The sequence below is a fragment of the Microbacterium radiodurans genome (genome assembly GCF_008710705.1).
GTDB lineage: Bacteria > Actinomycetota > Actinomycetes > Actinomycetales > Microbacteriaceae > Microbacterium > Microbacterium radiodurans.
The window spans coordinates 564,377-583,694 of sequence record NZ_VYRZ01000003.1; the positions used below are offsets into that span (position 1 = coordinate 564,377).

The 19,318-nt window shown below is 71.5% G+C and carries 18 protein-coding genes and 1 tRNA gene; 10 read left to right on the top strand and 9 right to left on the bottom strand.

From position 1 onward, the window contains the following. The first annotated feature begins 12 nt into the window (after positions 1 to 12). From cysS to F6B42_RS12920, 4 genes are all read left to right on the top strand, one after another. Entirely contained in the window at positions 13 to 1,431 is a 1,419-nt protein-coding gene (cysS, locus tag F6B42_RS12905; RefSeq protein WP_150420084.1) for a cysteine--tRNA ligase, read from the top strand. After that, entirely contained in the window at positions 1,424 to 2,413 is a 990-nt protein-coding gene (gene rlmB, locus F6B42_RS12910) for a 23S rRNA (guanosine(2251)-2'-O)-methyltransferase RlmB (protein ID WP_150420085.1), read from the top strand. Before cysS ends, rlmB begins: the two co-directional genes overlap by 8 nt. Before the next feature lie 240 nt (positions 2,414 to 2,653). Then, a complete protein-coding gene (locus F6B42_RS12915; protein ID WP_223878522.1) occupies positions 2,654 to 5,122 on the top strand; it encodes a glycogen/starch/alpha-glucan phosphorylase in 2,469 nt (822 codons plus the stop codon). A gap of 55 nt (positions 5,123 to 5,177) precedes the next feature. Beyond that, a complete protein-coding gene (locus F6B42_RS12920; RefSeq protein WP_150420087.1) occupies positions 5,178 to 5,816 on the top strand; it encodes an NAD(P)-dependent oxidoreductase in 639 nt (212 codons plus the stop codon). Positions 5,817 to 5,867: 51 nt separating this feature from the next. Here the strand turns inward: F6B42_RS12920 and F6B42_RS12925 are convergent, their stop codons facing one another. Then, positions 5,868 to 7,175, bottom strand: a complete 1,308-nt coding sequence (locus tag F6B42_RS12925; protein ID WP_150420088.1) for a DUF4032 domain-containing protein — start codon at positions 7,173 to 7,175, stop codon at positions 5,868 to 5,870. Between the two features lie 107 nt (positions 7,176 to 7,282). Then, positions 7,283 to 8,386, bottom strand: a complete 1,104-nt coding sequence (locus F6B42_RS12930) for an ABC transporter ATP-binding protein (RefSeq protein ID WP_150420089.1) — start codon at positions 8,384 to 8,386, stop codon at positions 7,283 to 7,285. A gap of 303 nt (positions 8,387 to 8,689) precedes the next feature. Here F6B42_RS12930 and F6B42_RS12935 point away from each other — a divergent pair, with 303 nt between their 5' ends. From F6B42_RS12935 to F6B42_RS12950, 4 genes are all read left to right on the top strand, one after another. After that, the gene (locus tag F6B42_RS12935) at positions 8,690 to 9,658 is read left to right on the top strand and encodes a DsbA family protein (RefSeq protein ID WP_150420090.1); all 969 of its coding nucleotides are present in this window, start codon (positions 8,690 to 8,692) and stop codon (positions 9,656 to 9,658) included. 55 nt (positions 9,659 to 9,713) lie between these two features. Further along, positions 9,714 to 9,789 (top strand) — tRNA-Thr (locus tag F6B42_RS12940). A gap of 44 nt (positions 9,790 to 9,833) precedes the next feature. Further along, on the top strand, positions 9,834 to 10,301 hold the full coding sequence (locus F6B42_RS12945) for a DUF805 domain-containing protein (RefSeq protein WP_150420091.1): 468 nt from the start codon (positions 9,834 to 9,836) through the stop codon (positions 10,299 to 10,301). Continuing rightward, a complete protein-coding gene (locus F6B42_RS12950; RefSeq protein ID WP_223878496.1) occupies positions 10,298 to 11,251 on the top strand; it encodes a DMT family transporter in 954 nt (317 codons plus the stop codon). Before F6B42_RS12945 ends, F6B42_RS12950 begins: the two co-directional genes overlap by 4 nt. Positions 11,252 to 11,270: 19 nt before the next feature. Here the strand turns inward: F6B42_RS12950 and F6B42_RS12955 are convergent, their stop codons facing one another. The 5 genes from F6B42_RS12955 to F6B42_RS12975 all read right to left on the bottom strand — a co-directional run bounded on the left by F6B42_RS12955 (position 11,271) and on the right by F6B42_RS12975 (position 16,931). Beyond that, positions 11,271 to 12,242 carry an NAD-dependent epimerase/dehydratase family protein gene (locus F6B42_RS12955; protein WP_150420092.1) on the bottom strand — a complete coding sequence of 324 codons (972 nt, stop codon included), beginning with the start codon at positions 12,240 to 12,242 and terminating at the stop codon, positions 11,271 to 11,273. Beyond that, a complete protein-coding gene (locus F6B42_RS12960; RefSeq protein WP_150420093.1) occupies positions 12,239 to 14,983 on the bottom strand; it encodes an alpha/beta fold hydrolase in 2,745 nt (914 codons plus the stop codon). The genes F6B42_RS12955 and F6B42_RS12960 overlap by 4 nt, the downstream gene beginning before the upstream one ends. Beyond that, entirely contained in the window at positions 14,980 to 16,002 is a 1,023-nt protein-coding gene (locus F6B42_RS12965; protein WP_150420094.1) for a 3-oxoacyl-ACP synthase III, read from the bottom strand. Before F6B42_RS12965 ends, F6B42_RS12960 begins: the two co-directional genes overlap by 4 nt. 139 nt (positions 16,003 to 16,141) lie before the next feature. Continuing rightward, the gene (locus F6B42_RS12970) at positions 16,142 to 16,597 is read right to left on the bottom strand and encodes an ImmA/IrrE family metallo-endopeptidase (protein WP_191089359.1); all 456 of its coding nucleotides are present in this window, start codon (positions 16,595 to 16,597) and stop codon (positions 16,142 to 16,144) included. After that, complete coding sequence (locus tag F6B42_RS12975) at positions 16,584 to 16,931, bottom strand: helix-turn-helix domain-containing protein (protein ID WP_150420096.1); 348 nt, start codon at positions 16,929 to 16,931, stop codon at positions 16,584 to 16,586. Before F6B42_RS12975 ends, F6B42_RS12970 begins: the two co-directional genes overlap by 14 nt. Before the next feature lie 58 nt (positions 16,932 to 16,989). Here F6B42_RS12975 and F6B42_RS12980 point away from each other — a divergent pair, with 58 nt between their 5' ends. Next, positions 16,990 to 17,304, top strand: a complete 315-nt coding sequence (locus tag F6B42_RS12980) for a helix-turn-helix domain-containing protein (RefSeq protein WP_150420097.1) — start codon at positions 16,990 to 16,992, stop codon at positions 17,302 to 17,304. 27 nt (positions 17,305 to 17,331) lie between these two features. Here F6B42_RS12980 and F6B42_RS12985 read toward each other — a convergent pair whose 3' ends face one another. Further along, positions 17,332 to 17,871 (bottom strand): nitroreductase family protein, encoded by a 540-nt coding sequence (locus F6B42_RS12985; protein ID WP_223878497.1) that lies wholly within the window; start codon positions 17,869 to 17,871, stop codon positions 17,332 to 17,334. Further along, positions 17,868 to 18,272: a peptide-methionine (R)-S-oxide reductase MsrB gene (msrB, locus tag F6B42_RS12990; RefSeq protein WP_150420099.1), complete on the bottom strand. Its 405-nt coding sequence runs from the start codon at positions 18,270 to 18,272 to the stop codon at positions 17,868 to 17,870. Before msrB ends, F6B42_RS12985 begins: the two co-directional genes overlap by 4 nt. Positions 18,273 to 18,337: 65 nt before the next feature. On the opposite strand from msrB, the gene F6B42_RS12995 reads away from it, so the two are divergent. After that, positions 18,338 to 19,315: a DUF2332 domain-containing protein gene (locus F6B42_RS12995; RefSeq protein ID WP_150420100.1), complete on the top strand. Its 978-nt coding sequence runs from the start codon at positions 18,338 to 18,340 to the stop codon at positions 19,313 to 19,315. The last annotated feature ends 3 nt before the right edge of the window (positions 19,316 to 19,318 follow it).

A 19,318-nucleotide genomic window follows, 5' to 3' on the forward strand; every position in this document is an offset into this window, starting at 1 on the left:
TAGGCTTGTGCGGTGACCGTTCGCCTCTACGACACCCGCGCGCAGGCGCTGCGCGATTTCGCGCCCCGCGACCCGTCGAACGTCACCGTCTACGTCTGCGGCCCGACCGTCCAGTCCGGCCCCCACATCGGGCACGTCCGCGCGGCCGTCGGGTTCGACATCCTGCGCCGATGGCTCGCCCACCGGTTCGGCCAGGTGACCTTCGTCCGCAACGTCACCGACATCGACGACAAGATCCTCGCGAATGCGACGGACGCCGAGCCGTGGTGGGCCGTGGCCTACCGCGTCGAGCTCGAGTTCACGCGGGCATACACGGCCGTCGGGGCGCTGCCGCCGACGTACGAGCCGCGGGCGACGGCATCCGTGCCCCAGATGATCGAGCTCATCGAGACGCTCATCGAGCGCGGTCACGCCTACGCCGCGCCTGACGGGTCGGGCGACGTCTACTTCGACGTGCGGTCGTGGCCCGCGTACGGATCGCTGACCCGCCAGTCGCTCGACGCGATGGAGGCGGCGGCCGACGCCGATCCCCGCGGCAAGCGCGACCCCCGCGATTTCGCGCTCTGGAAGGGCGCGAAGGCCGACGAGCCGGCGGATGCCGCCTGGTCGTCGCCCTGGGGCGCGGGACGCCCGGGCTGGCACATCGAGTGCTCGGCGATGAGCCGCCGTTACCTCGGCCCCGAGTTCGACATCCACGGGGGCGGACTCGACCTGCGCTTCCCGCACCACGAGAACGAGCTCGCGCAGTCGACGGCGGCCGGCGACGCCTTCGCCCGGTACTGGGTGCACAACGGTCTCGTCACCGTCGGTGACCAGAAGATGTCGAAGTCGCTCGGCAACGTCCTGCTCGCCGACGAGGTGCTCGCCGAGCGCGATCCCGTCGTGGTGCGCTACGCCCTCGGGGCCGCTCACTACCGCTCGAGCCTCGATCTGTCGCCGGCGAGCTTCGACGAGGCCGAGGCGGCGCTGAACCGCATCCGCTCGTTCCAGCAGCGCGCGCAGCGCTCGACGGATGCCGCGACCGACGCCATCGCACCGGATGCCGCCGGCGCCGACGTGCCCGCCGCGTTCGCCGCGGCGATGGACGACGACCTCGGCGTGCCGCAGGCGCTCGCCGTGCTCCACGAGACGGTGCGCGCCGGCAACGCCGCGATCGACGCGGGTGACGGTGCCGCCGCCGCCGCGGCCGCTCGGGAAGTGAGCGCGATGCTCGCGGTGCTGGGGCTCGACGAGTCTGAGACCACCGGCACCGCCGGCGGCGAGACCGCAGCGCTCGACGCCCTGGTGCGCACCATGATCGACCAGCGCGCCGACGCGCGCGCCACCAAGGACTGGGCGACGGCCGACCGCATCCGCGACGCGATCGCGGCGGCCGGCATCGTCCTCGAAGACGGTCCCGAGGGGACCCATTGGAGTGTGAACCGTGGCTAAGCCAGGAAACCCGTCCGCCGGACGCGGCAAGAAGAAGGGCCCCACCAAGGGCACCGGCGGCAAGAACCGCCGCTCGCTCGAGGGCCGCGGCCCGACCCCGAAGGCGGAAGACCGCGCCTGGCACCCCGCCGGCAAGCGCAAGGCCGCCCAGGAGCGTTTCGTCGCCGCCGGCGGCAAGCCGCAGCAGCGGCAGGGGAGCGCCAACCGCGCGCCCAAGGCCAAGGCCGGGGACGACACCGAGACCGTCACGGGCCGCAACAGCGTGCTCGAGGCGCTGCGGGCGAAGATCCCCGCGACGGCCTTCTACATCGCCCAGCGGGTGGAGATGGACGACCGCGTGAAGGAAATGCTCTCGATCGCGACCGGCCGCGGCATCCCGGTGCTCGAGGTCACGCGTCAGGAGCTCGACCGGATGGCCGGCTTCGACGGCGTGCACCAGGGCGTCGCGATCAAGGTGCCGCCGTACGAGTACGGGCACCCCCAGGACCTGCTCGAGCAGGTCATCGACCGCGGCAGGACGCCGCTCTTCGTCGCGCTCGACGGCGTGACCGACCCCCGCAACCTCGGTGCGATCATGCGCTCGGCGGCCGCCTTCGGCGCGCACGGCGTCATCGTGCCGCAGCGCCGCTCGGCCGGCGTCAACTCGGCGGCCTGGAAGACGAGCGCCGGCGCGGCCGCGCGCATCCCCGTCGCGATCGCGTCGAACCTCACGAGCATGCTCAAGGACTTCAAGAAGCAGGGCGTCTTCGTGCTCGGTCTCGACGGCGACGGCGACGTGTCGCTGCCGTCGCTCGAGCTCGCCGACCGCCCCGTCGTCATCGTCGTCGGATCCGAGGGCAAGGGCCTCTCGCGACTCGTGACCGAGACGTGCGACCAGGTCGTGTCGATCCCGATCTCGGCGGCCACTGAGTCGCTCAACGCCGGCATCGCCGCCTCGGTCGCGTTGTACCAGGTCGCGACGCTCCGCGCCGCGGCGGAGTGATCTGTCGCGCGCTCTCGCGCGTGACGGCATGATCTGTCGCGCGCTCTCGCGCGTGACCGGCAGGATCGTCGCGCGCTCTCGCGCGTGACGGCATGATCTGTCGCGCGCTCTCGCGCGTGACCGGGCTATGACCTTCGTGTAAATTCCCGCCTGCTCCGGCAGGCGGGCTCTCGCTCCCGGGGGCGAACCCGGTAGTTTCGAACGGTGTCCGAGAACAGCAAGCTCCCCGCATCCCGCCCGCTGACGGCGACGCACCCGCTCGCCCTCGCCCCGGTCAGTTCGCCGCCCGCGACGGTCGACGGGTTCGTCCGCGAATTCCTGGTCAACCTGAACCTCGAACGCGGGGTCGCGCTGTCCACCTCGACGGCGACCGACCAGTACTCGGCGCTCGCGACGACGGTGCGCGACTACCTCGTCGCGCGCTGGCTCGAGGACCAGCGTCGCCAGCGATCCGCCCAGGGCAAGGGCGTCTGCTACCTCTCGGCCGAGTACCTGCTCGGTCGGCAGCTCGACAACAACCTGCTCGCCTCGGGCCTCACCGAGATCGCCGCCGAGGCGATGGCCGCGTGCGGCATCGACATCGACATGCTGCGCGAGCAGGAGGTCGAGCCGGGACTCGGCAACGGCGGACTCGGACGCCTCGCGGCCTGCTTCATCGATTCGCTCGCGACGCTCAGCGTGCCGAGCATCGGCTACGGCATCCGTTACGAGTACGGCATCTTCCGCCAGACCTTCCAGGGCGGCGAGCAGGTCGAGAAGCCCGACGCGTGGCTCGCGCTCGGCTCGCCGTGGGAATTCCCGCACCCCGAGGCGGCTCAGACCGTGTCGTTCGGCGGCCACAGCGAGACCTACGACGACGAGGGCGTCATCCGCAGCCGCTGGGTTCCCGCGTGGAGCGTCCGCGCCGTTCCCTACAACTACATGGTGCCGGGCTACCAGAACGGCCGGGTGAACACGCTGCGCCTGTGGAGCGCCGAGGCGACCAAGGCCTTCGACCTCCGCACCTTCAACAGCGGCGACTACGTCGAGGCCGTCCGCGCGCAGACCTTCGCCGAGAACATCTCGAAGGTGCTCTACCCCGAGGACTCGACGCCCCAGGGCAAGGAGCTGCGTCTTCAGCAGCAGTACTTCTTCGTCGCCGCCTCGATCGCCGACTTCCTCGACAAGGTGCTGCCGGCCGACTTCGACGTCACCGACCTGCCCGAGCGCGTCATCTTCCAGCTGAACGACACCCACCCGGTGATCGCGGTGCCCGAGATGATGCGCGTGCTCGTCGACGATCGCAAGCTCGACTGGGATGCCGCCTGGGCCATCACCCAGCAGTGCTTCGCCTACACGTGTCACACGCTGCTGCCCGAGGCTCTCGAGGTCTGGTCGGTCGACCTCCTCGGTCGCCTGCTGCCGCGCCACCTCGAGATCATCTACCGCATCAACGACGAGTTCCTCGTGCGGGTGCGGGAGCGCTTCGGCGACGACGAGCAGCGGCTGCGCGACATGTCGATCGTCTCCGAGCACCGCGCGGTGCGGATGGCGTACCTCGCGACGGTGGCGGGCGCGAAGGTCAACGGTGTGGCCGAGCTGCACTCCCAGCTGCTGCGCGAGAAGGTGCTGCACGACTTCGACGAGCTCATGCCCGAGAAGTTCACGAACGTCACCAACGGTGTGACGCCCCGCCGCTTCGTGCGCCTGGCGAACCCGCGCCTGTCGGAACTCATCACCGATGCGCTCGGCACCGGGTGGCTGACCGACCTCGAGCGGCTGCGCGAGCTCGAGTCGTACGCCGAGGATGCCGACTTCCGCTCCGCCTTCGCCGAGGTCAAGGCGGCGAACAAGCGCCGGCTCGACGAGGTGCTGCGCGCCCGCGACGGGTTCGAGATCGCCGATGACCACCTGCTCGATGTCATGGTCAAGCGCCTGCACGAGTACAAGCGCCAGATGCTCAAGGTGCTCCACATCGTCACGCTCTACGAGCGCGTCGTGTCGGGGCGGGTCGCGGCATCCGATCTCCAGCCGCGCACGTTCATCTTCGGCGCGAAGGCGGCCCCGGGGTACGCGATGGCCAAGCGGGTCATCCACCTGATCAACGCCGTCGGCTCGGTCGTCAACAACGACCCACGGCTCGAGGGGCGACTGAAGGTCGTCTTCCCGCCGAACTACAACGTCACGCTCGCCGAACGCGTGATCCCGGCGGCCGACCTGTCGGAGCAGATCTCGCTCGCGGGCAAGGAGGCGTCCGGCACCGGCAACATGAAGTTCGCCCTCAACGGCGCGCTGACGATCGGCACCGACGACGGCGCGAACGTCGAGATCCGCGAGCTGGTCGGCGACGACAACTTCTTCCTCTTCGGGATGAGCGAGCCCGAGGTCGAGGAACTCTGGGCCAGCGGCTATCGTCCGGGCGAGTTCGCGCAGGGCGACGACGAGCTGCGCCGAGCGCTCGACCTGATCTCGTCGGGCACCTTCTCGGGCGGCGATCGCTCGACGTTCGAGCCGATCGTGTCGAACCTGCTCTACGACGACCGCTTCATGGTGCTGGCCGACTACACGTCGTACATCGCGGCCCAGGAGCGGGTGGATGCCGCCTACGCCGACCGCGACGCGTGGACCCGGTCGGCCATCCTCAACGTCGCTCGCACCGGCTACTTCTCGTCGGACCGCTCGATCCGCGACTACATCGACCGCATCTGGCACACCCCGCCGGCGCTCTGACCGCGGCGCCGCGACCGGCCCGCCGAACCGAATCAACCGAACGGAAGGAACTCTCATGACACGCATCGCCGTCATCGGAGGAACCGGCTTCGCCGGCAAGCACATCGTCGCGGAGGCCGTCTCGCGCGGCCACACGGTCGTCTCCGTCGCTCGCTCGGTGCCGACCGAGCGCGTCGAGGGCGCGACCTACATCGAGGGCACGCTGCTCGATGTTCCCGCGCTCGTGACGCAGCTCGAGGGCGTCGAGGTCGTCGTCTCGGCCGTCGCGCCGCGCGGCGAAATGGCGGGGCAGGTGCGGCCGAACACCGCGCTCCTCGTGCAGAGCCTTCCCGAGAATGTGCGCGTCGGCGTCATCGGCGGCGCCGGCGGAAGCCTGGTCGCGCCGGGTGGTCCCCGCGTCGTCGACACCGGCTTCCCCGAGGAGTTCAAGGCGGAGGCGCTCGAGGCCATCGGCGTGCTCGAGGACCTGCAGGCCGACAGCAGCGGACACGACTGGTTCTTCGTCCACCCGGCCGGCGGCTTCGGCGCCTTCAACCCGGGCGAGCGCACCGGCAGCTACCGCGTCGGCGGCGACGTCCTGGTGACCGACGAGAACGGCGAGTCGTTCATCTCGGGCGCCGACCTCGCGATCGCTGTCGTCGACGAGATCGAGACCCCGAAGCACTCGCGCGAGCGCTTCACCGTCGGCTACTGACGCTCGGACCTTCGGGGGCTCACACCCGCGGACGATCGGACCCTCCGACGATCAGACGAGGTCGCGCCAGTCGACCGCGGCCTCGTCGTCGTCTGCCGTCGGCACCGCATCGGTGATGATCGGCACCGACATGGTCTCGGTCGGCGGACCCATCACGGTCGCCTCGTCCCGGCGATGGCGCAGCACGTTCTCGATGTACGACGACAGGACCTCGGCCAGCGGCACCGATCTGCTCTCGGTCTGCGACAGGTACCAGCGGTGCTCGAGCACCTGGTGGAAGAGCTCGGCAGGCTCGAGCTTCGCGCGCAGGTCCCACGGGATCGACAGGACGACCGGCTCGAAGACCCGGGTGAGCCACTCGTGAGCCACCATCTCCTCGTTCGAGCCGAGGCGTGACACGCGCGCGCTGAACTCGTCGAGGTCGTTCAGCAGACGACGCGCCTGATTCTCCTCGACGTCGAGTCCGGTGAGCCGCAGCAGGCGGCGCTGGTGATGCCCGGCGTCGACGACCTTCGGCTGGATCTGCACGCGCGTGCCGTCGGAAGTCGCGTCGATCGACATCTCGCCGATGTCGAAGCCCAGGTCGTTCAGTCGCTGCACGCGCTCGGTGATGCGCCACGACTCGTTCGCCGAGAAGGTCTCCTCGTCGGTGAGGGCGGCCCACAGCGAGTGGTACGACGACATGATGCCGTCGGCGATCGCGATGGCGTCGACACCGCCCTCGAGGCGGCCGCCGGCCTCGAGGTCCATGATCTCGCCCGCGATGTTCGTGCGCGCGATGTCGAGGTCGTGCATACGCTGGCCGCGCGTGAGCCCCCGTTCGTGGAGCTCGCCGGTCTCGGCGTCGACGAGGTAGGCGGCGAACGCCCCGGCATCCCGTCGGAAGAGCGTGTTCGACAGCGAGACGTCGCCCCAGAAGAAGCCCACGTTGTGCAAGCGCACGAGGAGCACGGCGAGGGCGTCGACCAGGCGGGTCGCGGTGTCGGGCCGCAGCACCTGCGTGAAGAGCGCGCGATAGGGGAGCGAGAACTTGAGGTGAGCGGTGACGAGGGCGGCCGGCAGTTCTTGGCCCTTGGCGTCGCGTCGACCGTCGATCGCGGCGACCCGTTCGACGCAGGGGACGTCGAGGCGCTGCAGCGACCCGAGCATCTCGTACTCGCGCCGTGCCATGACCGCGGTCGTCTCCTTGATGGCGACGACCCGGCCCGAGAGGTTCGCGAAGCGCACGAGGTGACGGGAGATGCCCTTCGGCAGGTAGACGATGTCGGGACTGGACCAGTCGGCGAGGGTGGTCGACCACGGCAGAGCGAGGAGGCCCGGGTCGACGCTGCTGGCGGTGATCGAGAGCGAGGTGGGCACGGGGTCTCCGTTCAGGTTCTTCGATCGCGACGCGACGGGCGCCGGCACGAAACACTGCGGCGCGGACGGCCGAAGCCATCCGCGCCGCAGCGTACGAATCTACCGGATCAGGCCGAGACGACCGGCTTGTCGTTGAGGCGGTCGCCCGACTCGACGTCGAACGCGTGCACGTGGCCCGGCTTGGCGGCCAGGGTCACGGTCTCGCCGGCGTTCGGGTGGTTGCGGCCGTCGACGCGAGCGACGATGTCCGAGCGCTTGCCGTTGATCTCGGTGTGGCCGTAGAGGTAGCCGTCGGCGCCGAGCTCCTCGACCAGGTCGACCTTGATCGACAGGCCGCGACCGTCGGCCGGGCCGACCTCGATGTCCTCGGGGCGGACGCCGATGGTGACCTGGCTGCCGTTGGTGCGGCCGACCGTGTCGCGGTCGAGCGGAACGATCTCGGAACCGAAGCGGACGCCGCCGTCGGCGAGGTCGGCGGGGAACAGGTTCATCGCGGGCGAGCCGATGAAGCCGGCGACGAAGACGTTGTTCGGCTTCTCGTACAGGTCGCGCGGCGTGCCGACCTGCTGGAGGAGGCCGTCCTTGAGCACGGCGATGCGGTCGCCCATGGTGAGCGCCTCGGTCTGGTCGTGCGTGACGTAGACCGTGGTGACGCCGAGGCGGCGCTGCAGCGATGCGATCTGGGTGCGGGTCTGCACGCGGAGCTTGGCGTCGAGGTTCGACAGCGGCTCGTCCATGAGGAAGACCTGGGGCTGGCGGACGATGGCGCGACCCATCGCGACGCGCTGACGCTGACCACCCGAGAGGGCCTTCGGCTTGCGGGTCAGGTACTCCTCGAGGTCGAGCAGCTTGGCGGCCTCGAGCACGCGCTGAGCGCGCTCTTCCTTGCCGACACCGGCGATCTTGAGGGCGAAGCCCATGTTCTCGGCGACGGTCATGTGCGGGTACAGCGCGTAGTTCTGGAACACCATCGCGATGTCGCGGTCCTTCGGCGGGACGTCGGTGACGTCGCGCTCACCGATGCGGATGGCGCCCGAGTTGACCTCTTCGAGGCCGGCGAGCATGCGCAGCGAGGTGGACTTTCCGCAGCCGGAGGGGCCAACGAGAACGAGGAATTCGCCATCGGCGACTTCGAGGTTCAGCTTGTCGACCGCGGGGCGGGTGCCACCGGGGTACAGGCGGGTTGCGTTGTCGAACGTGACGGACGCCATTGTTTCTTCTCCTTCACCGGCAGGTACGTGCCGGACGATCCGTTGTGATGGAACGGGGGTCTCCCCGTACGCCCGCCATCGGACGCAAGCTCAGTATGCCACGCGCGGGCGCGATCCGAGACCGGCGCGATCGGCGGGATGCTCTGGGCTTTCCCAGACAGGCTGATTACCATCGGAACAGCCCGCGCCGCCCGACGGATCGAGCCGAACGACCCAGCCGCTCGAGGCAGCCGCCCGACGCAGCCGCCCGACACGGCCGTCCGCCGCAGCGCTTCTCCACGATCTCCCGCTCACCGAGGTTCCATGTCATCCGACGACACTCCCGACGCAGCCGACTCCGAGGCCGGCATCGACCGCCGCGAAGCGGTCCGCGAGAAGGCCCAGCAGGTGCACACCCGCCAGTCGCGGGCACGGCTCGCGCGTCGGTCCGGTCTCGGCGTCCTGGCGCTCGGCGCCGTCGCCGCCGTCGCCGTCGTCGTGACCTGGACGGTGTCGACGGCGGGCGCGAGGCCGCAGCTGTCGCCGACCAACGCGTCGGGCGACGGCTTCGTCGTCGCCGACGTCGTCAGCGGAGCCGTCTCGAGCGACCTCACCGCCGAGGCCGCCGTACCCGTTCCCACCGAGACACCCGAGGCCGCCGAGGCGGAGGCGACGCCCGCCCCGTCGACGTCCGCGGCCCCGCCCGTCGAGATCCGCGTGTACGTCGACTACCTGTCCGCCGGTGCCCGCGACTGGCAGGTCGCCAACGCCGCTCAGCTGACCTCGTGGGTGGACGACGGCGCGGTCACCCTCAGCTACTACCCGGTCGCGATGCTGACGGCCAAGTCGAACGGCACCAAGTACTCGCTGCGCGCCGCGAGCGCCGCGGCGTGCGTCGCGACGAACTCGCCCGACGCCTTCTTCGCCTTCAACAACGAGCTGCTCGTGCGCCAGCCCGAGGTCGACACCGACGGCTATTCGGACGTCCAGCTCGCCGACATGGCGCAGGCGACCGGCGTCGACGCGACCAAGCAGGTCCGCGAGTGCATCGAGTCGGGCTCGTACGCCGCCTGGGCGAAGTCGGCCACCGAGCGCGCGGTCGCCGGCATCCCCGAGACCGACGGTCTGTCGCTCACGGGCACGCCGATGGTGCTCGTCAACGGCAAGCAGTACATCGGCGACATGTCCGACCCCGCCGAGTTCTCGCAGTTCGTCCTGACGAGCGCGAGCGACGCCTACTACCGGTCGGCGCCGACGCCCACGCCGACGCCGACGGCCACGCCCGCTCCCTGATCCGATCCGATCCGCGCACGGCGGTCGTCGCGACGGTCGATAGACTGGGGCTTCTGCCGACTTGGCGCAATTGGTAGCGCACCGTACTTGTAATACGGGGGTTACGGGTTCGAGTCCCGTAGTCGGCTCCACAGGGGTCGCGCGCCGGGCGCGACCAGCCGAGGGCGGAGGGCCGATGACCGACGACGCACGACACTCCGCGGGATCGCCCGATGCGCCGCTGCACCTGCCGCTGCGGGGCGCGAGCTTCGCTCAGGCGTTCAGCCGGTTCTGGCGGAAGTACGCGACGTTCTCGGGGCGTGCCAGCCGGAGCGAGTTCTGGTGGTGGTACCTCGCCAACGTGATCGTCACGACGGTGCTCGGGCTCGCCACCGGCGCCGGCGGCTTCGCCGGCGCCACCTACGACGCAGCCACCCGCACGAGCCAGCCGGGGCCCCTGATCGGTGTCGGCGCGATCCTCCTGACGATCTGGGGCATCGCCACGCTCGTCCCCTGGCTCGCACTGTCGTGGCGACGGCTGCACGATGCGAACCTCCCGGGCGCGCTGTGGTTCGTCGGTCTCGTGCCGGTCCTCGGCGGTCTCGCGCTGATCGTGCTGTTCGTCCTCGCCAGCAATCCGGCCGGCGCGCGCTACGACGCGTGAGCGGCGAACAGTCGGCCGCCCGCAGCGTTCTGCCGCTCGGCGTCTCGCTGCCCGTCGCCGTCCTCATCGGCATCCTCACCGCCGTCCAGGCGCGCATCAACGGATCGCTGGGCGCGGCGATCGGCAACGGACTCGTCGCGGCATCCATCTCCTTCGGCTCGGGCCTCGTCCTCATCGTCGCGCTGTGCTGCGCGCTGCCGCAGGGACGCGCGGGGCTGCGGCGTCTCGGTTCGGGCGTCGGTCGCGACATCCCGGTCTGGATGCTGCTGGGCGGTCTCGCCGGCGCCGTCACCGTCGCGACCCAGGGGCTCACCGTCGCGACGATCGGGGTCGCCCTCTTCACGGTCGGACTCGTCGCGGGCCAGACCGTCGGCGGGCTCGTCATCGACCGTGTCGGATACGGACCGGGCGGCGTCGTCGCCGTCACGGTGCCCCGCGTGGTGGGTGCCGCCCTCGTGCTCGCGGGCGTCGCGCTGTGCGCGCTCGGCCCCGGCAGCTCCGCGGCCGCGGTGTGGATGATCGTCCTCCCGCTGCTCGCCGGCGCCGGCGTCGCGTGGCAGCAGGGAACCAACGGGCGGCTGCGGCAATCGCTCGGGAGCCCGTTCGCGGCGACGGCGGTCAACTTCGCGTCGGGCACGCTCGTGCTCGTCCTGGCCGCGGTCGTCAGCGTCGTCGTGTCGGGGATGCCGCAGACCTTCCCGGCCGCGCCGTGGCTCTACCTGGGCGGCCCGCTCGGGGTGACCTACATCGTGATGTCGGCCGCCATCGTGCGCCACACGGGGGTGCTGCTGCTGGGGCTCGGCTCGGTCGTCGGGCTGCTCGCGGCATCCATCGCCCTGGACGCGGTCGCTCCGGCATCCTCGGCGCCCACTCTGGCGATCGCGTCACTCGCCGCTGCCGTCGCGCTCGTCGGAGTCGCGGTCGTCGTCGTTCCCCGGCGTCGGCGCTGATACCGCGCGGGTCGCCGTCTCAGCGCACGGCGTACGAGCGGGCGAGGCGTGCGAGCCCCTCGTCGAGCGAGACGGCCGGCTGCCACTGCAGGTCCCGACGGATCGCCGTCTGATCGAACCAGTGCGCGGTCGAGAGCTGCTCGGCGAGGAAGCGCGTCATGGGCGGCTCGTCGGCGCCGGGCCGGACGGCCCAGACCTTCTCGACGGCCGCACCGGCCGCACGCGCGAGACCGGCCGGCACGCTGAAGCGGGGCGGGGTGACGCCGGCGGCTCGGCAGATGCCGGCCATGAGGTCCCCGACGGGGCGCGGCTCGCCGTTCGTGAGCACGTATGCGCGGCCACCCACCTCGGGTGCTCGCTCGAGCGCCGCGACGATGCCGGATGCCGCGTTCTCGACGTACGTCGAGTCGATGAGCGCCGTGCCGCCGTTCAGGAGCGGCAGGGTGCCGCGCTTCGCGCGCGCGACGATGCGCGCGACGAGCTGCGTGTCGCCCGGCCCCCACACGAGGTGCGGCCGGATCGCGACGACACGCATGGCGGCGCTGTCGCGCGCGAGGGCGACGAGCTCGGCTTCGGCCTTCGTCCGGGCGTACTCGCCGCGCGCGTGGACCGGGTCGGCGGGGTCGGCGCCGGCGCCGGCGAGAGCGGAGCCCGCGTGGGCGACCGACGGCGACGACACCTGCACGAAGCGCTCGACCCCGGCACGGGATGCCGCGTCGAGCAGCATCCGGGTTCCGTCGATGTTCACGGCGACGAATTCGCGCGGGTCGCCCGCGAGCGACACCTTGGCGGCGAGGTGCACGACGGCGTCGGCACCGTCGACGGCGGTCTCGACGGTCGCGCGATCGGTGATCGAGCCGGTGATGTCGCGCGCTCCCTCAACGCCGCTCGGTCGGCGCTGGAGCGTCCGCACCTCGTGGCCGGCCGCGAGCAGCGAGCTCACGACCGCCCGGCCGAGGAAGCCGGATGCACCGGTGGCCAGGACGATCACGGCGCGTCCGGCTTCTCGCCCGCGAGGACGCGCTCGGCCCACGCCGCCAGCCGGGACCGATCGATCTTCGAGTTGTGCCGGATGTCGGTGGGCAGCGACGGCACCACCAGCACCGCGGTGAGCGGCTGCATGCTCGCCGAGCGGACGAGGTCTGCGACGTCCGCGGGTGCGAGGCCCGGCCGGCGCGCGCCGGCGACGGTCTCGATCACCGCGACGCAGACCTGACGGCCGCGCGGACCCACGCCGATGACGGCGGCGCGGCGCACCGCGTCCACGGTCTCGACCTGCTGCTCGGGTCCGACGGGCGTGACGGGCCCCTGCGCGGTCGTGACGACGTGGGGGAGTCGTCCTTCGATCCACAGGCGCCCGTCGGCGTCGAGGTGACCGACGTCGCCCGTGCGGTGCCACCGGTGACCCGTGTCGGCACCGGCTTCCGCCGGATCGCCGGATGCGTCGGCCGAGGCTGTTTCGCGGGCCGCCACGCGATCGGTGGCCCACAGGCGGTGGTAGCCGCGCTTCAGGTGGGGAGCGGAGATCACGACCTCGCCCGTGACGCGGGCGGCATCGGACGGCTCGCCCGACGCGGCGCCCGACTCGTCGAGCGCGCTGATGCGCACGAGACCCGAGCCGATCGGACGACCCACGCACACACCGGCATCCGGCGCGTCCTGGGCCCCTTCGAGGTCGTCGAGGGTCACATCGGTGACGAGGAGGCACTCGGTCATGCCGTAGGGCGTGTGCGCGGTCGCATTCGGCATGAGCCGCTGGGCGCGGCGGAGGAGCTCGATGCCGACCGGTGCGCCCGTCGACAGGAACGTCGAGACCTCGCCGAGAGCGCGATGATCGTCGGCCGTGAGGGCATCGGCGGTCGCGGCGACGTTCGCGAGGGCGGCGGGGGAGAGGAAGACGATCCGCGCCTTCGAGCGCCGGACGGCCTCGGCCACCGCGTTCGCGGTCAGTGTGCGCGGTGCGGACACGTCCATCCGCGGCGTCGCCGACCGCGTCCCGAGGGCGGGGCCGAGCAGGGCGAACGGAGCGAAGCCGGTGACGAGCCCCGTGTCGGGGCCGACCTCGAAGTGGGAGCCGATGGCGTCTCGGAGCGCGGACAGCTGCCGGTGCGTGTAGACGACGCCCTTCGCGGGCCCGGTCGACCCCGAGGTGAACAGGATGGCTGCCTCGTCGTCGGCGTCGGGCGATGCGGGCAGGGTGGGAAGCGTCGACGCGCCGGTGCGAGCCAGCTCGACGAGGCTCGTCTCGACACCCAGGAGGCGCTTCGCCGCCGCGGGCAGGTCGGGCGCGGAGATCCGCCGGCCGGGCCAGCCGAGCGCGCGTGCGGCGGCGAGGCCCGTCTGCTCGCCGATGATGACCGACGGAGACGATCCCCGCACCGCGCGGGAGAGACCGTCGACGCCGAGCCCGCGGTCGGCGACGACCACGACGGCGCCGATGCGCAGGCACGCGTACAGCACCGCGGTGAGGGTCGGACCGGGCTGCACGAGCAGCGAGACGCGGTCGCCCGGCCCGACGCCGAACGCCGTCAGGCCTGCCGCGAGCTGCTCGACGCGCTCGGCGAGAGCGCGCCAGCTCACCTCGACCGCGGGTGCGTCGCCGCCGCGCCCGAGGTCCACGACGGCGGTGGCGTCGTCGTCGCGACGCTCGAACAGGCGCGACCACAACGGCGAGAAGGTCCGCGAGTCGATCTTCCTCGCGCGAGTCGATCCGCCATGCGGGATGGATTCGGGCGAGGAAGATCGATTCGCGGGCTGGGCGGGGGCGGTGAGCACCCGGTCGTCGAGCCAGTCGAGGAACGTCGCGGCGTAGGGGCGCTCCTCGGCCAGCATGTGGCCGGCGCCTTCGAAGCGGTGCACGTCGGCGTGCGGCATCCGCTGCGCGAGGTCCTCGAGGTGGTGCTCGCCGAAGACGGGGTCCTTCGGGCCGCGCAGCAGCAGCGCCGGGACCTCGATCGAGGTGAGCGCGGCGGCGATGCGGTCGAGCTCGGGCGTGCTCGGATGCCGCGGGGTCGCCGGGATGTCGGCTACGAAACCGCCGATGCCGCGCCGGCGTGCGGCATCCCGATACGGCGCGCGGTATGCGGCGCGCACCTCGGGCTCGAGGGCGGGACGGGCGAGCGCGAGCGTCGTGTCGAGGAAGGCGGTGGTGCGGGTGGTCGCGGTGGCCAGCAGTCCGCGCGCGCCGGCGACGCGGAGGGCGACCGGGAGCGGCCTGCCGTCCGGATGGTGGATCGCCGTGTTGAGCACGGCCAGGGCGCGCAGCCGTTCGAGGTGGCGCGTCGCCCAGCCGAGCGAGACCGGGCCGCCCCAGTCGTGCCCGAGCGTCACGACGTCGCCGGTGACGCCGGCGGCGTTCACGACCGCGTCGAGGTCGGCCACGCGCTGCTCGAGCCGCCGGTCGAGGTCGGTGCGCTCGGAGTAGCCCATCTCGAGCTGGTCCACGGCGAGCACGCGCCAGGCGGGGCCGCCGGCGCGTGCGCGTTCGAGGGAGGCCGCGATCAGCTGCCGCCACAGCAGCGACCACGTGGGGTTGCCGTGGACGGCGACGATGGTGCCCACGGCCGTGTGACCCTCGCGTTCGAGCGCGCCCGCTGTGTCGAGCACGTGCCAGCGGCGCGTGCGACCGGAATCGGCGCCGACGCCGGGAACGTCGACGAAGCGCGAGATACCGGGTTCGATGCCCGGCAGGGCGCCCGGCGCGGCCGTAGCGGTGTCGAGCGCCTCGCTCACCACTGGAGCTCCAACGTGCTCGTGTTCAGTCCCGATCCGACGCCCATCAGGAGCACGCGATCGCCGCGGTCGAGCGTCTCCTGCTCGGCGGCGAGGGTGATGGGGATCGAGGCGGGACCGACGTTGCCGAGGGTCGGGTACGTGGTGGGGACGCGCCCGCGATCGAGGCCCACGGCCTTGACGATCGCGTTGGTGTGCACCGACGAGACCTGGTGGGTGATGTAGCGGTCCATCCCGGACCACGAGAAGGTCGACTGCGCCTCCTCCCACGCATCGACGACGAGAGCCAGGCCGCCCTTGAGGAGCGCCTTGGCGTCCGTGAACATGCCGTCGACGCTCCCGACGCACAGCTCGTGGAACTGGGTGGCGGCGCGCGTCACGCCGCCGATGATCCGGTGACCTTCGGGATGCGCGCTGGCGCGACCCAGAACCGCGGCGGCCGACCCGGACCCGAGCGTCAGGGACGCGAACTCGCTCATGAAGGCGTCGCGGTCGAGTCCGCCGCGGGTGAGCCGCTCGACGGTGTTCACCTGGATCTCGTCGGCATCCTCGCCGTTGACGACGATCGCGTACTCGATCTGCCCCGACTGGATCATGCCCGCCGCCAGCGTCATGCCGTTGATGAAGCCGAGGCACGCGTTGGCGACGTCGAAGTTGATCGCCGACGACGGCAGGCCGAGTCCGTGGTGGAGTCGGACCGCGACGGACGGCTCGAGGTGCTTGCGGGTGACGGAGGTGTTGATCAGCAGCCCCACGCGGGACGGGTCGACGCCCGCCTCGGCGAGGGCTCGCTCTCCGGCGGCGATCGTGGCGTCGTCGGACGACTCGCCCTCGGCCCAGTTGCGCCGCTCGTTCACGCCGGCGACGCGGCGGAGCAGTCCCGGCTTCAACCGCAGCCGCTTCAGGACGTCCGTGAGTCGGTCCTCGATCTCATCCGACGTCGTGACCCGGCTGGGGAGCACGCTCGCGACCGAGAGGAGGGCGACGTCGTCGTAGCGAACTGTGGCGTTTCCGTGCAAAGCATCTCCCGCTGACGAGCCCGGTGGTCGACGACGGGGGCCGTCCACCGACGCTCCTCCGACGGAGCCCGGGCATCATACGAGCTTAATTCGACCCGCATGCTGCGTGACGCATGGGTCCGCTGCTCCCAGGAATCTGCTAAGCCCCGCTCGTCGCCGACCGGTGGCGCCGCGACGGATGCCGGGGGGCCGGGCGCGACTCGACGGCGTCCTGCGCGAGGAGCCGCCGGTAGGTGTCGACCACGTCGACCGTCACCTCCAGCTCGAGGGCGATCGCCTGGACGTGGCCGCCGTGGAGCTGTTCGGCGCGGATGTAGGACGCCCGCTCGATCAGTCGACGGGCAGCCCATTCGTCCGCGCGACGCTCCTGCCGTTGCGCCGCGACCCCGGCGGGGAGCGCTGCGTCACCGCGGAGCGCGTGTGCGCACTCGTGCGCCAGCACCGAGCGGTGGAGACGGCGCGGCATGTTCGGGCGTAGCCGGATCAGCCGGTCGGCCGCGCAGAACTCGCCGTCGCGGTCATCGGGGAGGTCGGCGTAGGCGACGCGTACACCGAGCTGCTGCAGCAGAGCGTGCAGTTCGTCATCCGTGTCCATCGTCCCCTCCGCGGTCGGACGACCGCTGCTTCGCGACCGCACGATCATTCTGCTCGGCGGGTCGGACACCGATGCGGGGCAGGTCCGATCCTGCGGCGTCGTCCATCGTCACGACCTCCGAGATGGACAGCCCGAGGTAGTCGCAGAGGCCGTGGAGCTGATCGATCGTCAGGACTTTTCTCGCCGCGAGCGTGCGCGACAGCTGCGAGGGAGACATCCCGACGGCGGGTGCCACCTCGATCTGTCTCTTGTGCTGTCGCGCCATCTCGCGCGTGAGAACGCGGGCGACATGGTGGCTGAGGGGTCCGGGGACGGGTTTGGTTCCAGTGGGCACCCGCCAAGTGTGGCATTGAAGGTTGCCAAGTGGCAAGGGTTCACCCTACCCTTGCTGTATGGCAGACACTTTGCTAAGTGCGCGCGTAGCGCGTCAGGTGCGTGCGATTCTCGCCCAGCGAAAGATCACGCAGGAACGCCTCGCGGAAGCGACCGGCATCCCGATGAGAACGCTGGCGCGGCGGCTCCATCGCACGCACCCGTCGGCGCTCTCGATCGAGGAGCTCGCGCTCATCGCCGATGCGCTCGGGCTCGGCATCGTCGACCTGCTGCCGGACGCGATCGCCAAGACGGCGGCTGCGCGCACGCCGCCGACGGCCGCCCGCCCGGCCGCGTCGGCGATCGAGCGTCCCGCCGCCGTCGCCGTGCGCTGAACGGGGCGCACGGCAGCAGCGTGCGGGTCAGCCCGGCAGACGCGTGAGGAACGCGGCGCCGTCGATCTGCCGACGCCGACCGGAGTCGCGGCCGGCGGGCTTGCCGCCGACGTAGAGCCACCCCAGCAGCTCTTCGCGCTTGCCCAGTCGGTGGAGCTTCGCGACGGGCTTCGAGCGGGTCGCTCCGCCGGTGCGCCACAGGACGCCCCAGCCGGCTTCGTCGAGCAGGAGGCTGAGCATGTGCGCGACGCCGGAGGCGACGGCTTCCTGCTCCCAGCGCGGCACCTTCGACTTCTTGCTGTAGCTCGCGACGACCGCGACGAGGAGCGGTGCGCGCAGCGGTTTCGTCGACGACCCGCGGTCGCCCTCCGCCTTGTTCAGCGCACGGCCGAGCCGGCGTCGATCGTCCCCGCGCAGCTCGATCAGCCGCCACGGGCGCAGCGACGAATGGTCGGCGACGCGACCGGCAGCCGACACGAGGCGCGCGAGCTCCTCATGCGTCGGCGCCTCGTCGGTGACCTTCGACCACGATCGGCGGCCGCGCGCAGCCTCGTAGGCGCCCGTCACGGCTGCTCGGGGCTGAACGACAGCGACAGCGAGTTCATGCAGTAGCGGTCGCCGGTAGGCGTTCCGAATCCGTCGGGGAACACGTGGCCGAGGTGCGAGCCGCATGTGGCACAGCGCACTTCGGTGCGCACCATGCCGTGCGACCGGTCCTCGATGAGCTCGACGGCCTCGGGTCGCACCGATTCGTAGAAGCTCGGCCATCCGCAATGGGAGTCGAACTTGGTGCCGCTCTGGAAGAGCTCGGCGCCGCACGCCGCGCAGGCGTAGAGGCCCGCTCGGCCCTCGTCGAGGAGTTCGCCGGTCCAGGCGCGCTCGGTGCCCGCCTGGCGCAGCACCGCGTACTGCTCCGGGGAGAGCTCGTCGCGCCACTGCTCGTCGGTCTTGTTCACGGAATACGTCATGTCTGCTCCTTGCCTCGACCTATTCAACTTCACGAATGGCCCGGGTGTTCCCGGACAATGGCCGAATGGATGTCGAAACCGCCGCCGTCGCCGACCGCTACCGGCGATTCGCGTCGACCGAGGCGCCGGGCCGATCCGATCTCTACGCGTCGTGGGCGCATCGCGTCGCGGACGATGCCGAGCTGAGCGGCATCCTCTCGTCGCTCCCGAGTCCGCACCGTCAGCCGCCGCTGGTGTTCGCCGTGACGCGACTGCTCGGCTCCGGCGACGTCGCGGCGGACGCGTGGGCGGCGTGGTTCCGAGAGCACGCGGATGCCGTCGTGCGGGAGTGCGGACATCGCGCGATCCAGACCAACGAGCCGCTGAGGTGCGCCGCGCTCCTTCCCGAGCTGACGCGCGTCGAGGGGCCGATCGCGCTCCTCGAGATCGGCGCGAGCGCCGGCCTGTGCCTCTACCCCGACCGGTACTCGTACCGGTACGTGGGATCCGACGGAGAGTTCCGGCTCGACCCCGTCGACGGCCCGTCGTCGGTGGAGCTCGTCTGCGAGGTCCGCGGCGATCGGATGCCGGAGGTCGTCATGCCCGACGTCGTCTGGCGCGCGGGGATCGATCTGAACCCCCTCGACGTCACCGACCCGCGCGACGTCGACTGGCTCGCAGGGCTGGCGTGGCCGGGCGAGACCGGTCGGGCCGACCGCATCCGCGCCGCTGCGCGTATCGCCGCCGCCGATCCACCGCATCTGTCCGCCGGCGACGCCTTCGAACGCCTGAGCGAGGTCTCCGCGGCGGCCCCCGCCGATGCCACGCTGGTCGTGACGACGCCGGGGGTGCTGGTCCACGTTCCCCGCGCCGGCCGGGGCGCGCTCATCGAAGCCGTCCGCGCCGCCGGACGGTGGATCACGATCGACGCCATCGGAACGCACGACGGCTGGGCGCCCGGGGAGCCCGATGCCGCCTCCTCGGGATTCGCGGTCGCCCTCGACGGCCGCATCCACGCCTTCGCCGATCCGCTCGGCGGATGGTGGGAGTGGCGTCACGGCTGACGG